The following is a 16,590-nucleotide window of genomic DNA, read 5'->3' as shown; positions in this document are numbered from 1 at the left end:
GAGTCGTCCCCCGCCGTGTCCGGGCCCACCGCATCCGGGCCCACCGAATCCGGCACCGCCCTGCTGCGCCCGCACGCCGAGCAGCAGTACGCGCACGAGCTCGCCGCGCTCGCCCGACTCGACGACCGGCCCCGCCCACCGTCGTGGCGGCTGTCGCCGTGGGCCGTGGTGACCTATCTGCTCGGCGGCGACCTGTCGGACGGCACGGTGATCACCCCGAAGTATGTGGGACCGCGTCGACTGATGGAGGTGGCCGTCGCCACGCTGGCGACCGATCGCGCTCTGCTCCTGCTCGGCGTTCCCGGCACTGCGAAGACGTGGGTCTCCGAGCATCTCGCCGCCGCGATCAGCGGTTCGTCCACCCGGCTCGTGCAAGGGACGGCGGGGACGAGCGAGGACGCCGTGCGCTACGGCTGGAACTATGCGCGCCTGCTTGCGGAGGGACCGAGTCCCGACGCCCTGGTCGCCTCTCCGGTCATGAAGGCGATGCACGAGGGCGCCGTCGCCCGGATCGAGGAACTCACCCGTATCCCCGCCGACGTGCAGGACGCGTTGATCACCATCCTGTCCGAGAAGACCCTCCCGGTCCCCGAACTCGGCATCGAGGTGCAGGCGGCGAAGGGTTTCAATGTGATCGCCACCGCGAACGACCGCGACCGCGGAGTCAACGATCTGTCCTCGGCGCTGCGCCGGCGGTTCAACACCGTAGTGCTGCCGCTTCCGGCCGACGAGGAGGACGAGGTCGCGATCGTGACCCGCCGTGTCGAACAGCTCGGCGCCGCACTCGAACTGCCCGCGGTGCCGGCGGCAGCCGAGGAGATCCGCCGCGTCGTCACCGTCTTCCGTGAGCTGCGCAGCGGCGTGACCACCGACGGCCGGACCAAGCTCAAGTCGCCCTCGGGAACGTTGTCCACCGCCGAGGCGATCTCGGTCGTCACGGGCGGGCTGGCCCTGTCGGCGCACTTCGGCGACGGTGTGCTGCGTTCATCCGATGTGGCTGCGGGCATCCTGGGATCGGTGGTGAAGGACCCGGTGTCCGACCGCGTGGTGTGGAACGAATATCTCGAAGCCGTCGTGCGTGAACGAGGCGACTGGTCCGACTTCTACCGGGCGTGCCGGGAGATCACCGGGTGACCGACGCTCTCTTCGGCCGCACGGATACTCCCGCCGAGATCCGGGTCTTCGGGATCCGGCACCACGGGCCGGGTTCGGCACGTGCGGTTCTGCAGGCACTCACGGAGTTCGAACCGGACACCGTGCTCATCGAAGGACCGTCCGACGCCGATCCGGTTCTCGCCCTCGCGGCCGGCGACGACATGGTGCCCCCCGTCGCACTGTTGGCCTACGCACGCGACGAGCCGGCGCGGGCGGCCTTCTGGCCGTTCGCGGCCTTCTCCCCGGAATGGCAGGCCCTGCGGTGGGCCCATCTGCACGACGCGGACGTGCGCTTCTGCGACCTGCCGGCGGCGATGTCGCTCGCGGCCGACCGGGAGACCGGCGACCGCGCCACCGACGACCTGCTCGGCGCGCTCGCCCGAGCTGCCGGACACACCGACTTCGAGCAGTGGTGGGATGCCGTGGTCGAGCACGGCACCGCGCAGGCCTTCGACGAGATCACCGACGCGATGCGGGCATTGCGCGAGGACATCGAGATCGACGAGCACACCGCTCGTCGCGAGGCGCACATGCGGCAGGTGCTGCGCGCGACCGTCAAGGCCGGTGCCCGCGCGATCGCCGTCGTGTGCGGAGCCATGCACGCGCCTGCGCTGACGGGCCGACTCGGGCCCGCCGCTCCCGACGCGCGCCTGCTCAAGGGCATGCCCAAGGTGAAGACTGCTCTCACCTGGGTGCCGTGGAGTCACTCGAGGCTGTCCCTGTCCTCCGGCTACGGCGCCGGTATCACCTCGCCGGGTTGGTACCACCATCTGTTCACCCGGCCCGGCGACACGACCGCGCGCTGGTTCACGCGCGTGGCACGCGTTCTGCGCGAGGAGGATCTGCCGGTCTCGAGTGCCCATGTCATCGAGGCGACGCGGCTGGCCGACACGCTCGCGGCCCTGCGCGGTCGCGCGGTCGCCGGACTCGACGAGGTCGTCGAGGCGACCCGCGCGGCGCTGTGCGACGGCGACGACGTCCTGCTCGATCTCGTCACACGCCGGCTCGTGGTGGGCGAGGCACTCGGTTCCGTCTCCGACGACACCCCGACCGTCCCGCTCGACACCGACCTGCAGAAGCAGTCGAAGTCGTTACGGCTCAAGCGGTCCGCCGAAGCGAAGAATCTCGACCTGGACCTGCGCAGGGACATCGACCTCGCGCGGTCGCGACTGCTGCACCGGCTGGCCTTGCTCGACATCGACTGGGGCACACCCGCGGAGAGCGAGGTGCGCTCGACCGGCACCTTCCGCGAGACGTGGACGCTGAAATGGGAACCCGAATCGTCGGTGGCGATCGTCGTGGCGTCGCGATGGGGCACGACCGTGGAATCCGCCGCGGCCGCCAGGCTGGCAGAACGGGCGGCCCGGCCCGGCGCCACTCTTGCCGACCTCACCGCCCTCCTGGAACGGGCACTGCTCGCGGACCTGCGGGCCACCGTCCCGACGCTGGTGACGGCGATCGACGCGGCTGCCGCACTCGATCACGATGTTCTGCACCTGATGGGAGCCCTGCCGACGCTCGTCCGCACGGTCCGCTACGGCGACGTGCGTGGCACCGACCTCTCCTCCCTCGAACACGTCTGCGACGCCCTGCTCGCACGCACCTGTGCCGGTCTTCCGGCAGCGGTGACCGGTCTCGACCACGACGCCGCCGATGCGCTGCGCACTGCGATCGACGAGGTGCATCTCGCCCTTGCCGTGCGCGAGGACCCGATCACGACCGCGCGCTGGCTCGACAGTCTGGCCCGGGTGAGCGACCGTGACGACGTGGACGGCCTGCTCACCGGCCGCACCACGCGGATGCTGCGCGACGCCGGCCGGCTCGACGGGCACGATGCCGCGGTGCGGGTCGCGCGGGCATTGTCGGTGGGTTCACCCGCGGCAGCGAAGGCTCGCTGGATCGACGGTTTCCTCGGCGGTGGCGGGCTCCTGCTGGTCCACGACAGCGCCCTGTTCGAGCTCGTCGACGAGTGGATCAGCGGCCTCACCGAGGAGGATTTCGTCGACGTCCTGCCCGTGCTGCGACGCACCTTCGGCGCCTTCGCGTTCGGCGAGCGGCGTCTTCTCGGGCAGACGGTCCGGGGCGAACGAACCCGGCAGACCGGCGCACCGACTGCCACCGGACGTGGCCGCATCGCTCTGACCGCCACCGCGTCGATCCTGGGAGTGACCGTATGACACCGCAACCCGAGGGGCACGAACGTCTGCGCCGGTGGCGGCTCGCTCTGGGTGAGGCGGCCGAGGAATCGACGGGCACGCTCACCTCCGCGGACGACAGCGCGATGGACGCCGCGCTGGCCGCCCTATACGACGCCGGTCCGGGCGGCGGCCCTCGCACCGCGGGCCTGGGTGGATCCGCTCCCCGGGTCGCGCGCTGGCTCGGCGACATCCGGACCTATTTCCCGACGTCCGTCGTCCAGGTGATGCAGCGCGACGCGGTGGATCGACTGGGGTTGACCCGATTGCTCCTCGAACCGGAGTTGCTCGAGGTGGTGGAACCCGACGTGCATCTCGTGGGAACGCTGCTGAGCCTGAACCGGGTGATGCCGGAGACCACCAAGGCGACGGCTCGCACGGTCGTGGAGAAGGTCGTCCGGGAGGTCGAGGAACGTATCGCGCAGCACACCCGCGCGGCGGTCACGGGTGCGCTGAACAGATCGTCGCGGACATCGAACCCGAAACTGCGCGACATCGACTGGGATCGCACGATCCGCGCGAATCTCGCCCACTACCTGCCGGAGCATCGCACGGTGGTGCCCGAGAAGCTGGTCGGTTACGGGCGGCGTTCACAGGCGGTGAAACGCGATGTGGTGCTCGCGGTGGACCAGTCCGGTTCGATGGCGTCGAGCGTGGTGTACGCGTCGGTCTTCGCCGCGGTTCTGGCGTCGATGCGGGCGCTTCGGACCTCTCTGGTCGTCTTCGACACCTCGGTCGTCGACCTCACCGACATGCTCGCCGATCCCGTGGAGGTGCTGTTCGGCACCCAGCTCGGCGGAGGCACCGACATCAACCGGGCGATCGCGTACAGCAGGTCGCTGATCACGCGACCCGCCGATTCGTTGTTCGTGTTGATCTCGGATCTGTACGAGGGTGGGATCCGCAGCGAGATGCTCTCGCGGGTCCGCGAGATGCTCGCCGCCGGTGTACAGGTCGTGGTGTTGCTCGCCCTGGCCGACGACGGGGCGCCGGCCTTCGACCGCGACAACGCGGCTGCTCTGGCCGAGCTGGGGGTGCCGGCCTTCGCGTGCACGCCCGACCGTTTTCCGGAGTTGCTCGCCGTCGCGCTCGAACGTGGTGACGTCGGTCGCTGGGCGCAGTCGGTATGACCGGCTCGGCCGACTCTCACCGCGGAGGATTCCCGGCCGGTTTCCCGTCCTCCTGTGCATACCGGGCGAGCAGTGCGGTCTCGGCGTCGCGTGAGGGGAATCCGACAGCGATCACTGCTGCTCCGACCACCACGATGACGATCGCGGCCGCGTAGGCGCGCGTGTCGCCGGAGAGGAACGCCGCCCGCGCGGCAGCGAGGATCTGCGGCGCGTACTGCGGGAATTGTTCACCGACGGCCACGGCGCCCGCGAAGGATTTCTCCAGCGCGGTTCGAGTCTGCTCGTCGGCGGACGAGGCCTGAGGATTCGCCGCGATCGTGGTGGCGAGAGAGGCCGAGTAGCCGGCCGTGAGCAACGCCCCGAGGATCGACTGGACGATGGCCCCACCCAGATCGCGTTGCAGATCCGCTGTGCCGGAGGCCATTCCGGCTCGGGCGACCGGGACCGAACCGGTCAGCGAGTGCGAGGCGGGTGTGCCGGCCAGCCCCACCCCGGCACCCAGGCACATGAATCCCAGGGCGATCACCCAGTAGTGGGCGTCCTCGTCCCACAGCGTCAGCGCGGCGACCAGCCCCGCCACGATCGCCGTGTACCCCGACAGGAGCGTGAAGCGGGAGCCGCGCGACTCGACGAGCTTCGCCGAGCGGGGCGCCACCAGCACCATCACCAGCGCTGCGGGTAGCGCCGCCGAACCGGCCGCGAGGGTCGAATAGCCGAGCACGTTCTGCAGGTACTGCTGGCTGATGTACATCGTGCCCATCAAAGCGCCGAAGACGATGATGCCCGCGACCGCAGCGACCCAGAAGATGCGACGCCGGGCGACGTGCAGGTCGAACAGGGGGTTGCGCGCCCGCTTCTGGCGCATCACGAACACGATCGTCGCGGCGAGCGCGATCACCAGAGCGGACACCGCGACGGTGAGCATCCCGTCGACGGGCACGAAGTTGATTCCGAGGACGAGCGAACCGACGAGAACCACCGAGACGATCCCGCCGAGATGATCGACCGGCTCGGTCGACTCGTTGACATGACTCGGCACGAACACCCGGGTCAGTCCGAAGGCGAGCAGTGCCAATGGGATCGTCACGAGGAAGACCGATCCCCAGAAGAAGCTCTCGAGCAGAGCGCCGGCGACGAGCGGGCCGAGCGCGGTCAATCCGCCGCCGATCGACGACCACAGCGCGATCGCGCGGGTCCGTCCCGCGCCCGACCACAACGCGGTGATCAGTGCCAGCGTGGTGGGGAACGCCAGGCCCGCGGATATGCCCCCGAGCACCCGCGCCGCGAACAGTACCTCCGCGTTCGGCGCGAACCCCGCGATCGCCGATGCCGGGACGGACAACGCCATGCCGAGCAGCAGCATCCTCTTGCGCCCGTAGCGGTCGCCGACGGCGCCGAGATACAGCACCGAAGCGGCGAGGCCGACGGAGTAGCCGACCGCGACGAGGTTCAGTTCGGTCTGGCTCGCGTCGAAGGCCTTCCCGATATCGGGCAGCGCCACGTTCGCGACGGCAAGGTTCAGGTTCGCCACCGCGGCGACGAGAATCAGCGAGGCCAGCACCAGCGGCGCGCGGGTGGGCCGGACCTCGTCGACAGTGGTCACGGAGCATATGGTGCGCTCTCTCCCGATGCCCTGCGGGGTTTCGGACGGGATTCCCGCTCGATCCTCCCGCCCGGTTAGGATCGCCTCACCTACCTTCCGACAGACGCGAGGCCCCCATGACACGTCGACCTGCCACATTGCTCCGATCCACCGTGCTGCTCGCGGCCACCGCGATCGCATTGACCGCGTGCGGATCGAACGACGCCGAGACCGAAACCGCTTCGGCACCGGCCGGGGGCGCCTTCCCCGCCACCGTCGCCACGAAGTTCGGGGAGGTCACCGTCGACACCGCACCCGAGCGGGTGGCGGCACTGGGCTGGGGGGACGCCGAAACCGCACTGGCCCTCGGTGTGCAGCCGGTGGCGGCCAGCGATTGGCTCGCGTTCGGCGGCGACGGCGTCGGCCCGTGGGCGGAAGGGCTCTATGCCTCGTCGCCGGAACTGATCGGCACGATCGAACCGTCCTACGAGATGCTGGCGGCACAAGCGCCCGATCTGATCCTCGATACCAAGAGTTCCGGCGAGCTCAGCCGGTACGAGGCGTTGTCGAAGATCGCGACCACGGTGAGCGGCCCCGAGGGCAGCGATGCCTACCTCACCTCGCTCGACGATCAGGTGACCGCCGTGGCGGCCGCTCTCGGTGTTCCGGACAAGGGTGCCGAAGTGCTGTCGCAGATCGACGCGGAATTCGCGCAGGCCGTCGCGGACAACCCCGCCTTCGCGGGCAAGACCGTCACCGTAGCCGCCTACACCTCCGAGGGCTGGGGCGCCTACGTCGCCGGAGATTCCCGTGTCGACTTCATGACCGAGCTCGGATTCGTGAACAATCCGCAGGTGCAGTCCGCCGCGTCGGACAACTTCTTCATCCCGGTCTCCGACGAGAACCTGAACCTGCTCGACGCGGATCTGCTGATCGTGCTCCCGATCTATGTGGCGGCCGACGAGGTGACGAACAACGCGGTGTTCCAGCAGATTCCGGCGGTCCGGGACGGACGCTTCCTCGTTCTCGACAGCGACTCCGACATCTCCGCGGCCTTCTCGACCAACTCGGCGCTCTCTGTTCCGTTCGCACTCGACGAGCTCGTTCCGCTCGTCGCCGAGCGGGTGAACTGACCCCGGCGGGACTTCCCTGCCTCAGCGCCGGAAGAGTTTGTTGCCGAGCCAGACGAGCGGGTCGTAGCGGCGACCGGCGACGCGTTCCTTCATCGGGATGATCGCGTTGTCGGTGATGTGGATGTTCTCGGGGCACACCTCGGTACAGCACTTGGTGATGTTGCACAGACCGAGACCGTCCTCGTCCTGCGCGGCGTCCCGGCGATCGGCGACGTCGAGCGGATGCATCTCGAGTTCTGCGAGCCGGATGAAGAAGCGGGGGCCGGCGAACGCAGGCTTGTTCTCCTCGTGGTCGCGCACCACATGGCAGACGTTCTGGCACAGGAAGCACTCGATGCACTTGCGGAACTCCTGGGAACGCTGCACGTCGATCTGCTGCATCCGGTACTCCCCCGGGGCGAGATCCGGCGGAGGTGCGAATGCCGGGACCTCACGGGCCTTCCGGTAGTTGAACGAGACATCGGTGACGAGGTCGCGGATGATCGGGAAGGTTCGCATGGGGGTGACGGTGACGGTCGCGTCCGGGTCGAACAGCGACATACGGGTCATGCAGGTCAGGCGTGGACGACCGTCGACCTCCGCCGAGCAGGATCCGCACTTGCCCGCCTTGCAGTTCCATCGCACGGCGAGGTCCGGTGCCTGCGTGGCCTGCAGGCGATGCAGGATGTCGAGGACGACTTCCCCTTCGTTGACCTCGACGGTGTAGTCGCGGAGTTCGCCTCCCCCGGCGTCGCCCCGCCAGATCCTGAACGACGCCTGATATCCCATCTCAACCCCTCCGTCCGGGATGGCCCGCGAGTTCCTCGTCGGTGTAGTACTTGCCGAGCTCGTCGACGTCGAACAGTTCCAGCAGGTCGGGGCGCATCGGCTCCTGCCGCTCGGCGGTGACCGACACATCCGGAACGAAGCGGTCGCCACCGGCGAGACGGCACGTGAGCAGGGTGCGGCGCCATTCCGGATCCATCGACGGGTAGTCGTCGCGGGTGTGTCCTCCCCTGCTTTCGGTGCGCTGCAGAGCTGCCCGGGCGACGCATTCGCACACCAGCAGCATGTTCCGCAGGTCCAGCGCGAGATGCCAGCCGGGGTTGAACTGCCGGTGCCCTTCCACCGCGACGTTGCGGATCCGGCCGCGCAGCACCTCGAGTTCGTCGAGCGCGCGCTGGACCTCGTCCGCGCGACGGATGATGCCCACGAGGTCCTGCATGACCTGCTGGAGATCGGTGTGCAGGCCGTACGGGTTCTCGGCGCGCTCGGCGTCGGCGGGTTCGAAGGGCGCGAGTGCAGCGCGTGCCGCGGCGTCGACGTCGGAGTCGGCGACCGACGGGCGCGTCGCGAGGCCCTGCACGTAGTCGGCTGCGCCGAGGCCGGCGCGGCGGCCGAAGACCAGCAGGTCCGACAGCGAGTTCCCACCGAGCCGGTTCGATCCGTGCATCCCACCGGAGCACTCTCCGGCGGCGAACAGCCCCGGCACCGAGGCCGCACCGGTGTCGGGATCGACTTCGATACCACCCATGACGTAATGGCAGGTCGGGCCGACCTCCATCGCCTCGGCGGTGATGTCGACGTCGGCGAGTTCCTTGAACTGGTGCTGCATGGACGGCAGGCGGCGCAGGATCTCGGCGGCCGGCATACGTGACGCGATGTCGAGGTACACACCGCCGTGCGGGGTGCCGCGACCTTCCTTGACCTCGGAGTTGATGGCGCGTGCGACCTCGTCACGTGGCAGCAGGTCGGGAGTGCGGCGATTGTTCTCCTGGTCCTCGTACCAGCGGTCCGCCTCCTCTTCGGTCTCGGCGTACTGGCCTTTGAACACCGGCGGGACGTAGGAGAACATGAACCGTTCACCCTCGGAGTTCTTCAGCACCCCACCGTCGCCGCGCACCCCCTCGGTGACGAGAATGCCCTTCACGCTCGGGGGCCAGATCATCCCGGTCGGGTGGAACTGGACGAATTCCATGTTGATCAGAGCGGCACCGGCGCGCAGCGCGAGAGCGTGACCGTCTCCCGTGTACTCCCACGAGTTCGACGTCACCTTCCACGACTTGCCGATACCACCGGTCGCGATGACGACCGCCGGCGCCTCGAACAACACGAATCGTCCGGTCTCCCGCCAGTATCCGAACGCCCCGGCGATGCGGCCCTGCTCGTCCTTCAGCAGCTCGGTGATCGTGCATTCGGCGAAGACGCGCACCCGCGCCTCGTAGTCTCCGTGCTCGGCGTAGTCCTCCTGCTGCAGCGACACGATCTTCTGCTGCATCGTGCGGATGAGTTCGAGTCCGGTGCGATCGCCGACGTGGGCGAGTCGCGGATAGGTGTGCCCGCCGAAATTGCGCTGACTGATCCTCCCGTCGGGGGTCCGGTCGAACAGCGCGCCGTAGGTTTCGAGCTCCCACACCCGGTCCGGGGCTTCCCGTGCGTGCAGTTCGGCCATCCGCCAGTTGTTGAGGAATTTGCCGCCGCGCATCGTGTCCTGGAAGTGCACCTGCCAGGAGTCGCGCGGATTCGCGTTGCCCATCGCGGCAGCGCAACCGCCTTCCGCCATGACGGTGTGGGCCTTGCCGAACAGCGACTTGCACACCACGGCGACGGAGAAACCCCGTTGCCGCGCCTCGATGACCGCACGCAGACCTGCGCCGCCTGCCCCGATGACCACGACGTCGACCTTGTGCCGCTCGACATCCACCATCCGTTCCCCCTGTTCCGGTGTCCTGCCCTTCCGGTTCGCCGCCGCGGATCCGTCAGCCGACGAACCGCAGATCCGAGATGGTCCCGCTCGCCACGAGCATGATGTAGAAATCCGTGACGATCAGGGTGCCCAGTGTGATCCACGCGAACTGCATGTGTCGGGCGTTGATCTTCGAGACGAGCGTCCAGATCCTGTACCGCACGGGATGTTTCGAGAAGTGCTTGAGCCTGCCACCGGTGACGTGACGACAGGAGTGGCACGACAGTGTGTACCCCCAGAGCAGGATCACGTTGATCAGCAGGATCAGGTTGCCGAGTCCGATGCCGAAACCGCCCGGACCGCGGAAGGCCAGGATCACGTCGTAGGTGTTGATCACCGACACCACGAAACCGGCGTAGAAGAAGTAGCGGTGCGAGTTCTGCAGGATCAGCGGCAGCCGGGTCTCGCCGGTGTAGCGCGCGTGCGGTTCGGCGACCGCACACGCGGGCGGCGACAGCCAGAACGAGCGATAGTAGGCCTTGCGGTAGTAATAGCAGGTCAGGCGGAATCCGAGGAGGAACGGCAAGGACAGGAAGGCCAGCGGAATCCACATCGGGAGTTGACCGACCCATGTCCCGAAGTGACGCGCCCCTTCGACGCAGGACGCGCTCACGCACGGTGAGTAGAACGGCGACAGATAGTGATAGTCGTCGACGTAATAGGCATTGCGCACGAAAGAACGGATCGTCGCGTACACCACGAACACGCCGAGACCGAGAACGGTGAGGGCGGGTGTCTGCCACCAGCGATCGGTGCGCAGCGTGCGCGCCGCGATGCTCGCCCGGGGCGCGGGACGGGCACCGGCGACGGGTGCACTGTGTGCCGGCGACGTCGACTCGGAGGTGCTCACCGCGATCCGCGCAGTCCGCCGAGACCTTCGTCGTCCGTATCCGTTCCCCGGAACAACGATTCGTCGTAGGGCGTGTCGGGAATCGGGATGCGCTCACCGCACCGGCCGGGGACCTCGCTCGGCGGGCATTCCGCGAAGTCGTGTACGTCGATGTCGAGACGATCGAGATCGTTCGTCAGCCTCCGGACGGCGGCGGCGTCGCCGTACCGCGAGCGGAGGGATCCGACGCACTGGCGCAGGCGAGTGACGGTGCGCTGAAGTTCCTGCAATTCGGTGGTGGACATCCGTACCTCCGGGCCGAGCGGTCGGCATGTCGCGCCGGCCGACACGATGGGGACAGGCCAGTTGCAGTGTGGCACCAATCACACTACAGCCGAAACCCCCGTCGCAGGCCGTTTCGTGGTGAGCGAGGAGGACAGCCACCGGGCAGCGCCGTGAGCGAACTCGGCGGCCCCGACGGCGCCGCTACCGGCCGGTATCGCTCCGAGAATCGGTGCACCGGCCACGTCCGGGAGGTCGTCGAGATTGCACCGCGCCGCGAGATCCGGCGCAGCAGGCCAGGATCCGATGACGACGCCCGCGCACACGACACCTGCCGAGCGGAGTGCAGCCGCGGTCAGTGCCGTGTGGTTGAGGGTTCCGAGGCCTGCCGCCGCGACGATCACCGCCGGTGCACCGAGTGCGGCGGCCACATCCGCGAGGGTGAAACCGTTCGCACCGAGGCGGACGAGCAGACCACCCGCCCCTTCCACCAGGGTGAGATCGTGCTCGGCGTCCAGGCGGCGGATCACGGCGACGACCTCGTCGAGGTCGAGCAGGCGGCGCCCGCTGCGCCGGGCCGCGGTGTCGGGGGCGAGCGGATCGGGATACCGCGCGAGTTCGACCGTGCGGACGGCGTCTCCCACGAGTCGGCGGATCTCGTGGAGATCTCCCGGCGCGTCGTCGGCGACGCCTGTCTGCGCCGGTTTGCACACCGCGACACGGCGGCCCGCCGCCAGAGCGTGCGCGGCGAGCGCGGCGGTCGCGACGGTCTTCCCGACGTCGGTGGACGTTCCGGTGACGACGAGGACGCTCATGACCGGACGTGTGCGAGGACGTCGGTGAGCACCTCGTCGACGAGCGCGCGTTCACCCTGGGTGAGGTTCGCCCGTGCGGTCAGCCGCAACCGTGAGGTGCCGGCCGGGACGGAGGGGGGCCGGAAGCAGCCGACGTGCACTCCGCGGTCACGGCACTGCCGGGCCGCCTCGACCGCGACGTGCGGGTCACCGAGGATCACCGAGACCACGGCGGACGGCGGGGCGTCGACGCCTGTCAGCCGCGCGAGGTGCGCGGCCTGCTCGAGAACGGCCGTCGCACGGGCGGGTTCGGCGCGCAGCACCGCCAGGGCTCCGCGCGCGGCACCGACGGCCGCCGGCGCGAGGCCCGTGTCGAAGATGAAGGTGCGCGCGGTGTCCACGAGATGCTCCCGCACACTCCGATCGGCCAGCACCGCGCCGCCTTGGGCGGCAAGGGATTTCGACAGGGTTGCGGTGACGATCACGTCCGGTTCACCGGCGAGACCCACTTCGTGGACCAGGCCGCGACCGCCTGCACCCCGGACCCCCACCCCGTGGGCTTCGTCGACGAGGAGGAATGCCCCGTGCGTCCGGCAGACGCGATGCAGCTCGCGCAGCGGGGCGAGATCCCCGTCGGTACTGAACACGGAATCGGTGACGAACAGCGCCCGCGGTTCGGATCGCGTGGCCAGGGCGTGGGCGACGGCGTCGACATCGTTGTGCGGGGCGACCACGATGCGCGAGCGCGAGAGCCGGCACGCGTCGACGAGCGAGGCGTGGGAGCCCGCGTCCGAGACGATCAGCGCGTCCTTGCCGCCCAGCGCGGCGACCGCACCGAGATTCGCGGCGTACCCGCTCGAGAAGATCAGTCCACTGTCGGCGCCCACGAACTCGGCCAGTTCGCGTTCGAGGAGCTCGTGCTCGGTGGTGGTACCGGTGACCAGGCGCGAGCCGGTGGCGCCGGCGCCCCACCGCCGCAGTGCCGCCGTCGCCCCCGCCAGCACCTCGGGATGACGGGTCAGGCCGAGATAGTCGTTGGACGCGAGATCGACGAGTGTGCGCCCGGACGTCCGGATCACGGGTTCCCGGCGCAGGCCGGCCGCGCGCCGCGCCGCGGCAGTGTCGTCGAGCCACGCGAGGCCGGGATGTGCGGTCATGAGCCGAGACCATACTTGAACACCGTTCAAGTCGCTACTCCGGGACCGCCCCCGCCTGGGCGGCCGCCGTCATCCCCGCCGCGATCGCAGCGACATCGGCGCCGGTACTCACGTAGGGAGGCATGGCATAGATCAGGTTGCGGAAGGGGCGCAGCCACACTCCGGCCGACACCGCCGCGTCGGTCGCCGCACGCATGTCCACCGGTCCGGCGAGTTCGATCACCCCGATACCGCCGAGCACCCGCACGTCGACGACGCCCGGCAGTTCGGTCGCCGGCGCGAGTCCCTCACTCAGCCCGGCACCCAGTGCGGCGACCTCGGCACGCCAGTCGCGGGAGAGCAGCAGTTCGACCGCCGCCACCGCGACGGCACACGCGAGCGGGTTCCCCATGAAGGTCGGGCCGTGCATCACACCGCCCCCCTCACCCGCACTGATCGCCTCCGCGATCGTGCGCGTGCACAACGTCGCGGCGAGAGTCAGGTAACCGCCGGTCAGCGCTTTGCCCACGCACATCACGTCCGGGGCCACCCGCACGTGATCGGCGGCGAAGAGCTCGCCGGTACGCCCGAAACCCGTCGCGATCTCGTCGAAGATCAGCACCAGGCCGTGTTCGTCACACATCCTGCGCAACTCGAGCAGATAGCGGGGGTCGTGGAAACGCATCCCCCCGGCGCCCTGGACCACCGGCTCGACGATGATCGCGGCGAGCTCGTCGGCGTGCTCGGCCACCATCGCCTCGAACCGGGTGACATAACCGGGATCGAAGTGCGCCGGTGGGGCGGGAGCGAAGACCTGCCGCGCGAGCATGTCCGTCCACAGAGCATGCATGCCCCCCTCCGGGTCGCACACACTCATCGGCGCGAAGGTGTCGCCGTGATACCCGCCGCGCCAGGTGAGCAGCCGACGACGGCCGGGCCTGCCCACCGCGCGCTGGTACTGCACGGCCATCTTGACGGCGACCTCGACCGACACCGAGCCCGAGTCGGCGAGGAAGACCGTGTCCAGCCCCTCCGGGGAGATGTCCACGAGCAGCTCGGCGAGTCGCGCCGCCGGCTCGTGCGTCAGACCGCCGAACATCACATGGCTCATCCGGTCGAGCTGATCGCGGACGGCGGCATCGAGGACAGGATGCCGGTAGCCGTGCACCGCAGACCACCACGAGCTCATGCCGTCGATCAGCTCGCGGCCGTCGGCGAGGACGATCCGGGTGCCGTGCGCGCGGTCGACCACCAGGCTTTCGGTGGTCGCCGGAAACGCCCCGTAGGGATGCCAGAGATGCCGGGCGTCGAGAGTGCGGATCCGCTCGAGCGGGACAGGAGAGTTACCCACGCCCAGACTGTAGGCGGTTGGCAGTCACCCTCCGCAGCCGCGTAGTCTGCCCGAGTTGCCGTGAACGTTACTCACGGCAACCGTCCGGTGCGCCTCGCACAGGACGCCACAGCACAGCCGAAGACGCACGACACCGGGGGTAGCCGTTCGATGTCCGTCCACACTTCGGGGCGAGAACTGGGCAGTGCCGCGCAGACAGCGGGCGCCCGCTCCACGCGTCGCGCCGATCTGGACGGGCTCCGCGGACTCGCGATCGCGCTGGTGGTGGTCTTCCACGTGTGGTTCGGCCGCGTCTCCGGTGGGGTCGACGTCTTCCTGGCCCTGTCGGGCTTCTTCTTCGTCGGATCGCTCCTGCGCACCGCCGAATCCTCCGCGCCGCTCGATCCACGTCCGGTCCTCCGCCGGGTCGGCAGACGCCTGCTTCCCCCGCTGGTCCTCGTACTCACCGCGATCGCGGCCGCGGCGGCCGTGCTGCTTCCGTCCACGCAGTGGTTCCGGATCGCCGATCAGACCTTCGCGTCGCTGCTGTTCGTACAGAACTGGCATCTCGCCCGCACCGCGAGTGACTATCTCGCCGCGGATCCCATGGTCAGCCCACTGCAACATCTGTGGTCGATCGCGGTACAGGGCCAGTTCTATCTCGCCGCCCTTCTCGTGGTGTTCGGCTTCGCCTGGCTGCTGCGCCGGATGTCGGTGCCGGTACGTATCCCGCTGACGATCCTGTTGGCCGTGCTCACCGCAGCGTCCCTGACCTATGCGGTGCTCGCCGACCGGCCGCAGTCGTGGCTGTACTACGACAGTGCCGCGCGCGCGTGGGAACTGACCCTCGGCGGCCTGCTGGTGTGCCTGCTGCCCTGGTTGCGGGCACCGCGCGCACTGCGCATCGTTCTCGGAGCGGTCGCGCTCGTGGTGCTGCTCTCGTGCGGTTTCGTCCTCGACGGCAATGCTCTTTTCCCCGGCCCGTGGGCACTCGTTCCCGTCGGTGCGGCGATGGCGCTCGTCGTGGCGGGAGCCGGTGCCGGTGGCGCACAGCACGACACCCCCTCGGCACGACTGCTCTCGTCGGCACCTGTGGTGCGGCTGGGCACGGTCGCCTATTCGCTGTACCTGTGGCACTGGCCGATCCTCATCGGTTATCTCGTCGTGAGCGGCCGGCCCTCGGCCGGCGTGATGGGCGGACTCGTCGTCGTCGTCGTGTCCCTGCTTCTGGCCGAGGCATCGACCCGATGGTTCGAAGAGCCCATCCGCCGCACCGAACCCCGCCGTCCGTCCCGGACCACCCTCGTGGGTCTCGTGACCGTCGCGGCCGTGGCACTCGCCGGTATCGCCAACACCTGGCACACCCACCTCGACCGTTCCGCCGAAGCCCTGGCACGGACCTCCGGCCTGCCGGCGGAGCTGTATCCGGGTGCCGCGGCGTTCGATCCCGCGGTTGCCGCCGAGCCGCAGCCGGTGCAGCCGCCGCTGCTGGTCGCGCATCTCGATCTTCCTCCTGCCACCCTCGACAACTGCATCGCCCAGCACACCAACCGCACCCCGTTGACGTGCACCTACGGTGATCCGCTCGCGACCCGGCGGATGACGCTCGTCGGCGGATCCCATTCGGAGCACTGGCTCGCCGCTCTCCACGCCCTCGGCGTCGAGCACGGCTTCCGGCTCGACACCTACCTCAAGGTCGGCTGCCCGTTGTCGGATCCGATCGCACCGCTCGTGGAGGAATCACCGACGGTCGAGTGCGACACCTGGTCCACCGCCGTCCTCGCGGAACTGCGGGCCGATCCGCCCGACTACGTGTTCACCACGTCGACGCGCACCAAGGATCAGGGCGAGGGTCCCGGTGACTTCACCCCGTTCTGGTACATCGATCTGTGGGAGACGCTCGCCGGCTACGGGATCCCGGTGGTCGCGATCCGCGACAACCCGTGGCTGTTCCGCGAGGAGGTCGCCTACCGGGCCGCCGACTGCCTCGCCGGCGGTGGTACCGCGGAGTCGTGCGGCGTGCCGCGTGCGGAGGCGCTGGACCCGGTCGATCCGGCTGTCGCCGCATCCGCCCACCTGCCCACCGTGTCCCTGCTCGATCTGTCGGACAGTTTCTGCCGCCAGGACCTGTGCCGTGTCGTCGAGGGCAACATCCTCATCTATCGCGACGAGGACCATCTCACCACGACCTACGTGCGGACTCTGACTCCCGAGCTCGGCAGGCAACTCGGTCCCGCCACCGGATGGTGGTGACGCTCACTCTCCGAGTGCCTGTACCGCCGGACGGCTACTGTGGGCG

13 protein-coding genes are annotated in these 16,590 nt (G+C 69.2%); 5 read left to right on the top strand and 8 right to left on the bottom strand.

All coding sequences use genetic code 11. The annotated features are described in order from the left end of the window. Window positions 1-15 precede the first annotated feature (15 nt). Genes MOM01_RS14985 through MOM01_RS14975 form a run of 3 tightly spaced genes read left to right on the top strand, consistent with a single transcriptional unit; the run spans window position 16 to window position 4,480 of the window. Window positions 16-1,134, top strand: coding sequence for an ATP-binding protein (locus MOM01_RS14985; RefSeq protein ID WP_241386364.1), 1,119 nt, complete (start codon window positions 16-18; stop codon window positions 1,132-1,134). Next, window positions 1,131-3,332, top strand: coding sequence for a DUF5682 family protein (locus tag MOM01_RS14980; RefSeq protein WP_241386212.1), 2,202 nt, complete (start codon window positions 1,131-1,133; stop codon window positions 3,330-3,332). Before MOM01_RS14985 ends, MOM01_RS14980 begins: the two co-directional genes overlap by 4 nt. Next, window positions 3,329-4,480 carry a VWA domain-containing protein gene (locus MOM01_RS14975; RefSeq protein ID WP_241386211.1) on the top strand — a complete coding sequence of 384 codons (1,152 nt, stop codon included), beginning with the start codon at window positions 3,329-3,331 and terminating at the stop codon, window positions 4,478-4,480. Before MOM01_RS14980 ends, MOM01_RS14975 begins: the two co-directional genes overlap by 4 nt. Before the next feature lie 16 nt (window positions 4,481-4,496). On the opposite strand, the gene MOM01_RS14970 is transcribed toward MOM01_RS14975, so the two are convergent. Further along, window positions 4,497-6,083 (bottom strand): MFS transporter, encoded by a 1,587-nt coding sequence (locus MOM01_RS14970; protein WP_241386210.1) that lies wholly within the window; start codon window positions 6,081-6,083, stop codon window positions 4,497-4,499. A 116-nt stretch (window positions 6,084-6,199) separates the two neighbouring features. Between MOM01_RS14970 and MOM01_RS14965 the strand changes: the two genes are divergently transcribed. Next, complete coding sequence (locus MOM01_RS14965; RefSeq protein ID WP_241386209.1) at window positions 6,200-7,195, top strand: ABC transporter substrate-binding protein; 996 nt, start codon at window positions 6,200-6,202, stop codon at window positions 7,193-7,195. A gap of 21 nt (window positions 7,196-7,216) precedes the next feature. Here MOM01_RS14965 and MOM01_RS14960 read toward each other — a convergent pair whose 3' ends face one another. The 7 genes from MOM01_RS14960 to MOM01_RS14930 form a co-directional block, all read right to left on the bottom strand. After that, complete coding sequence (locus tag MOM01_RS14960) at window positions 7,217-7,963, bottom strand: succinate dehydrogenase/fumarate reductase iron-sulfur subunit (RefSeq protein ID WP_241386208.1); 747 nt, start codon at window positions 7,961-7,963, stop codon at window positions 7,217-7,219. A gap of 1 nt (window position 7,964) precedes the next feature. Continuing rightward, complete coding sequence (locus tag MOM01_RS14955; RefSeq protein WP_241386207.1) at window positions 7,965-9,881, bottom strand: fumarate reductase/succinate dehydrogenase flavoprotein subunit; 1,917 nt, start codon at window positions 9,879-9,881, stop codon at window positions 7,965-7,967. 52 nt (window positions 9,882-9,933) lie between these two features. After that, entirely contained in the window at window positions 9,934-10,770 is an 837-nt protein-coding gene (locus MOM01_RS14950; protein ID WP_374112310.1) for a hypothetical protein, read from the bottom strand. Further along, complete coding sequence (locus MOM01_RS14945; RefSeq protein ID WP_241386206.1) at window positions 10,767-11,054, bottom strand: hypothetical protein; 288 nt, start codon at window positions 11,052-11,054, stop codon at window positions 10,767-10,769. Before MOM01_RS14945 ends, MOM01_RS14950 begins: the two co-directional genes overlap by 4 nt. Before the next feature lie 78 nt (window positions 11,055-11,132). Continuing rightward, window positions 11,133-11,846 (bottom strand): dethiobiotin synthase, encoded by a 714-nt coding sequence (gene bioD, locus MOM01_RS14940; protein WP_241386205.1) that lies wholly within the window; start codon window positions 11,844-11,846, stop codon window positions 11,133-11,135. Further along, window positions 11,843-12,982, bottom strand: coding sequence for an 8-amino-7-oxononanoate synthase (locus MOM01_RS14935; RefSeq protein WP_241386204.1), 1,140 nt, complete (start codon window positions 12,980-12,982; stop codon window positions 11,843-11,845). The genes bioD and MOM01_RS14935 overlap by 4 nt, the downstream gene beginning before the upstream one ends. Window positions 12,983-13,016: 34 nt before the next feature. Next, window positions 13,017-14,312, bottom strand: coding sequence for an adenosylmethionine--8-amino-7-oxononanoate transaminase (locus MOM01_RS14930; protein ID WP_241386203.1), 1,296 nt, complete (start codon window positions 14,310-14,312; stop codon window positions 13,017-13,019). A 150-nt stretch (window positions 14,313-14,462) separates the two neighbouring features. Between MOM01_RS14930 and MOM01_RS14925 the strand changes: the two genes are divergently transcribed. Further along, complete coding sequence (locus MOM01_RS14925; RefSeq protein WP_241386202.1) at window positions 14,463-16,544, top strand: acyltransferase family protein; 2,082 nt, start codon at window positions 14,463-14,465, stop codon at window positions 16,542-16,544. The last annotated feature ends 46 nt before the right edge of the window (window positions 16,545-16,590 follow it).

Origin of the sequence: Rhodococcus sp. CH91, from assembly GCF_022554085.1 — a bacterium.
Taxonomy (GTDB): domain Bacteria; phylum Actinomycetota; class Actinomycetes; order Mycobacteriales; family Mycobacteriaceae; genus Rhodococcus.
Note: the sequence above shows the minus strand (reverse complement) of the source record. Positions and strands in the feature narration are given on the sequence as shown.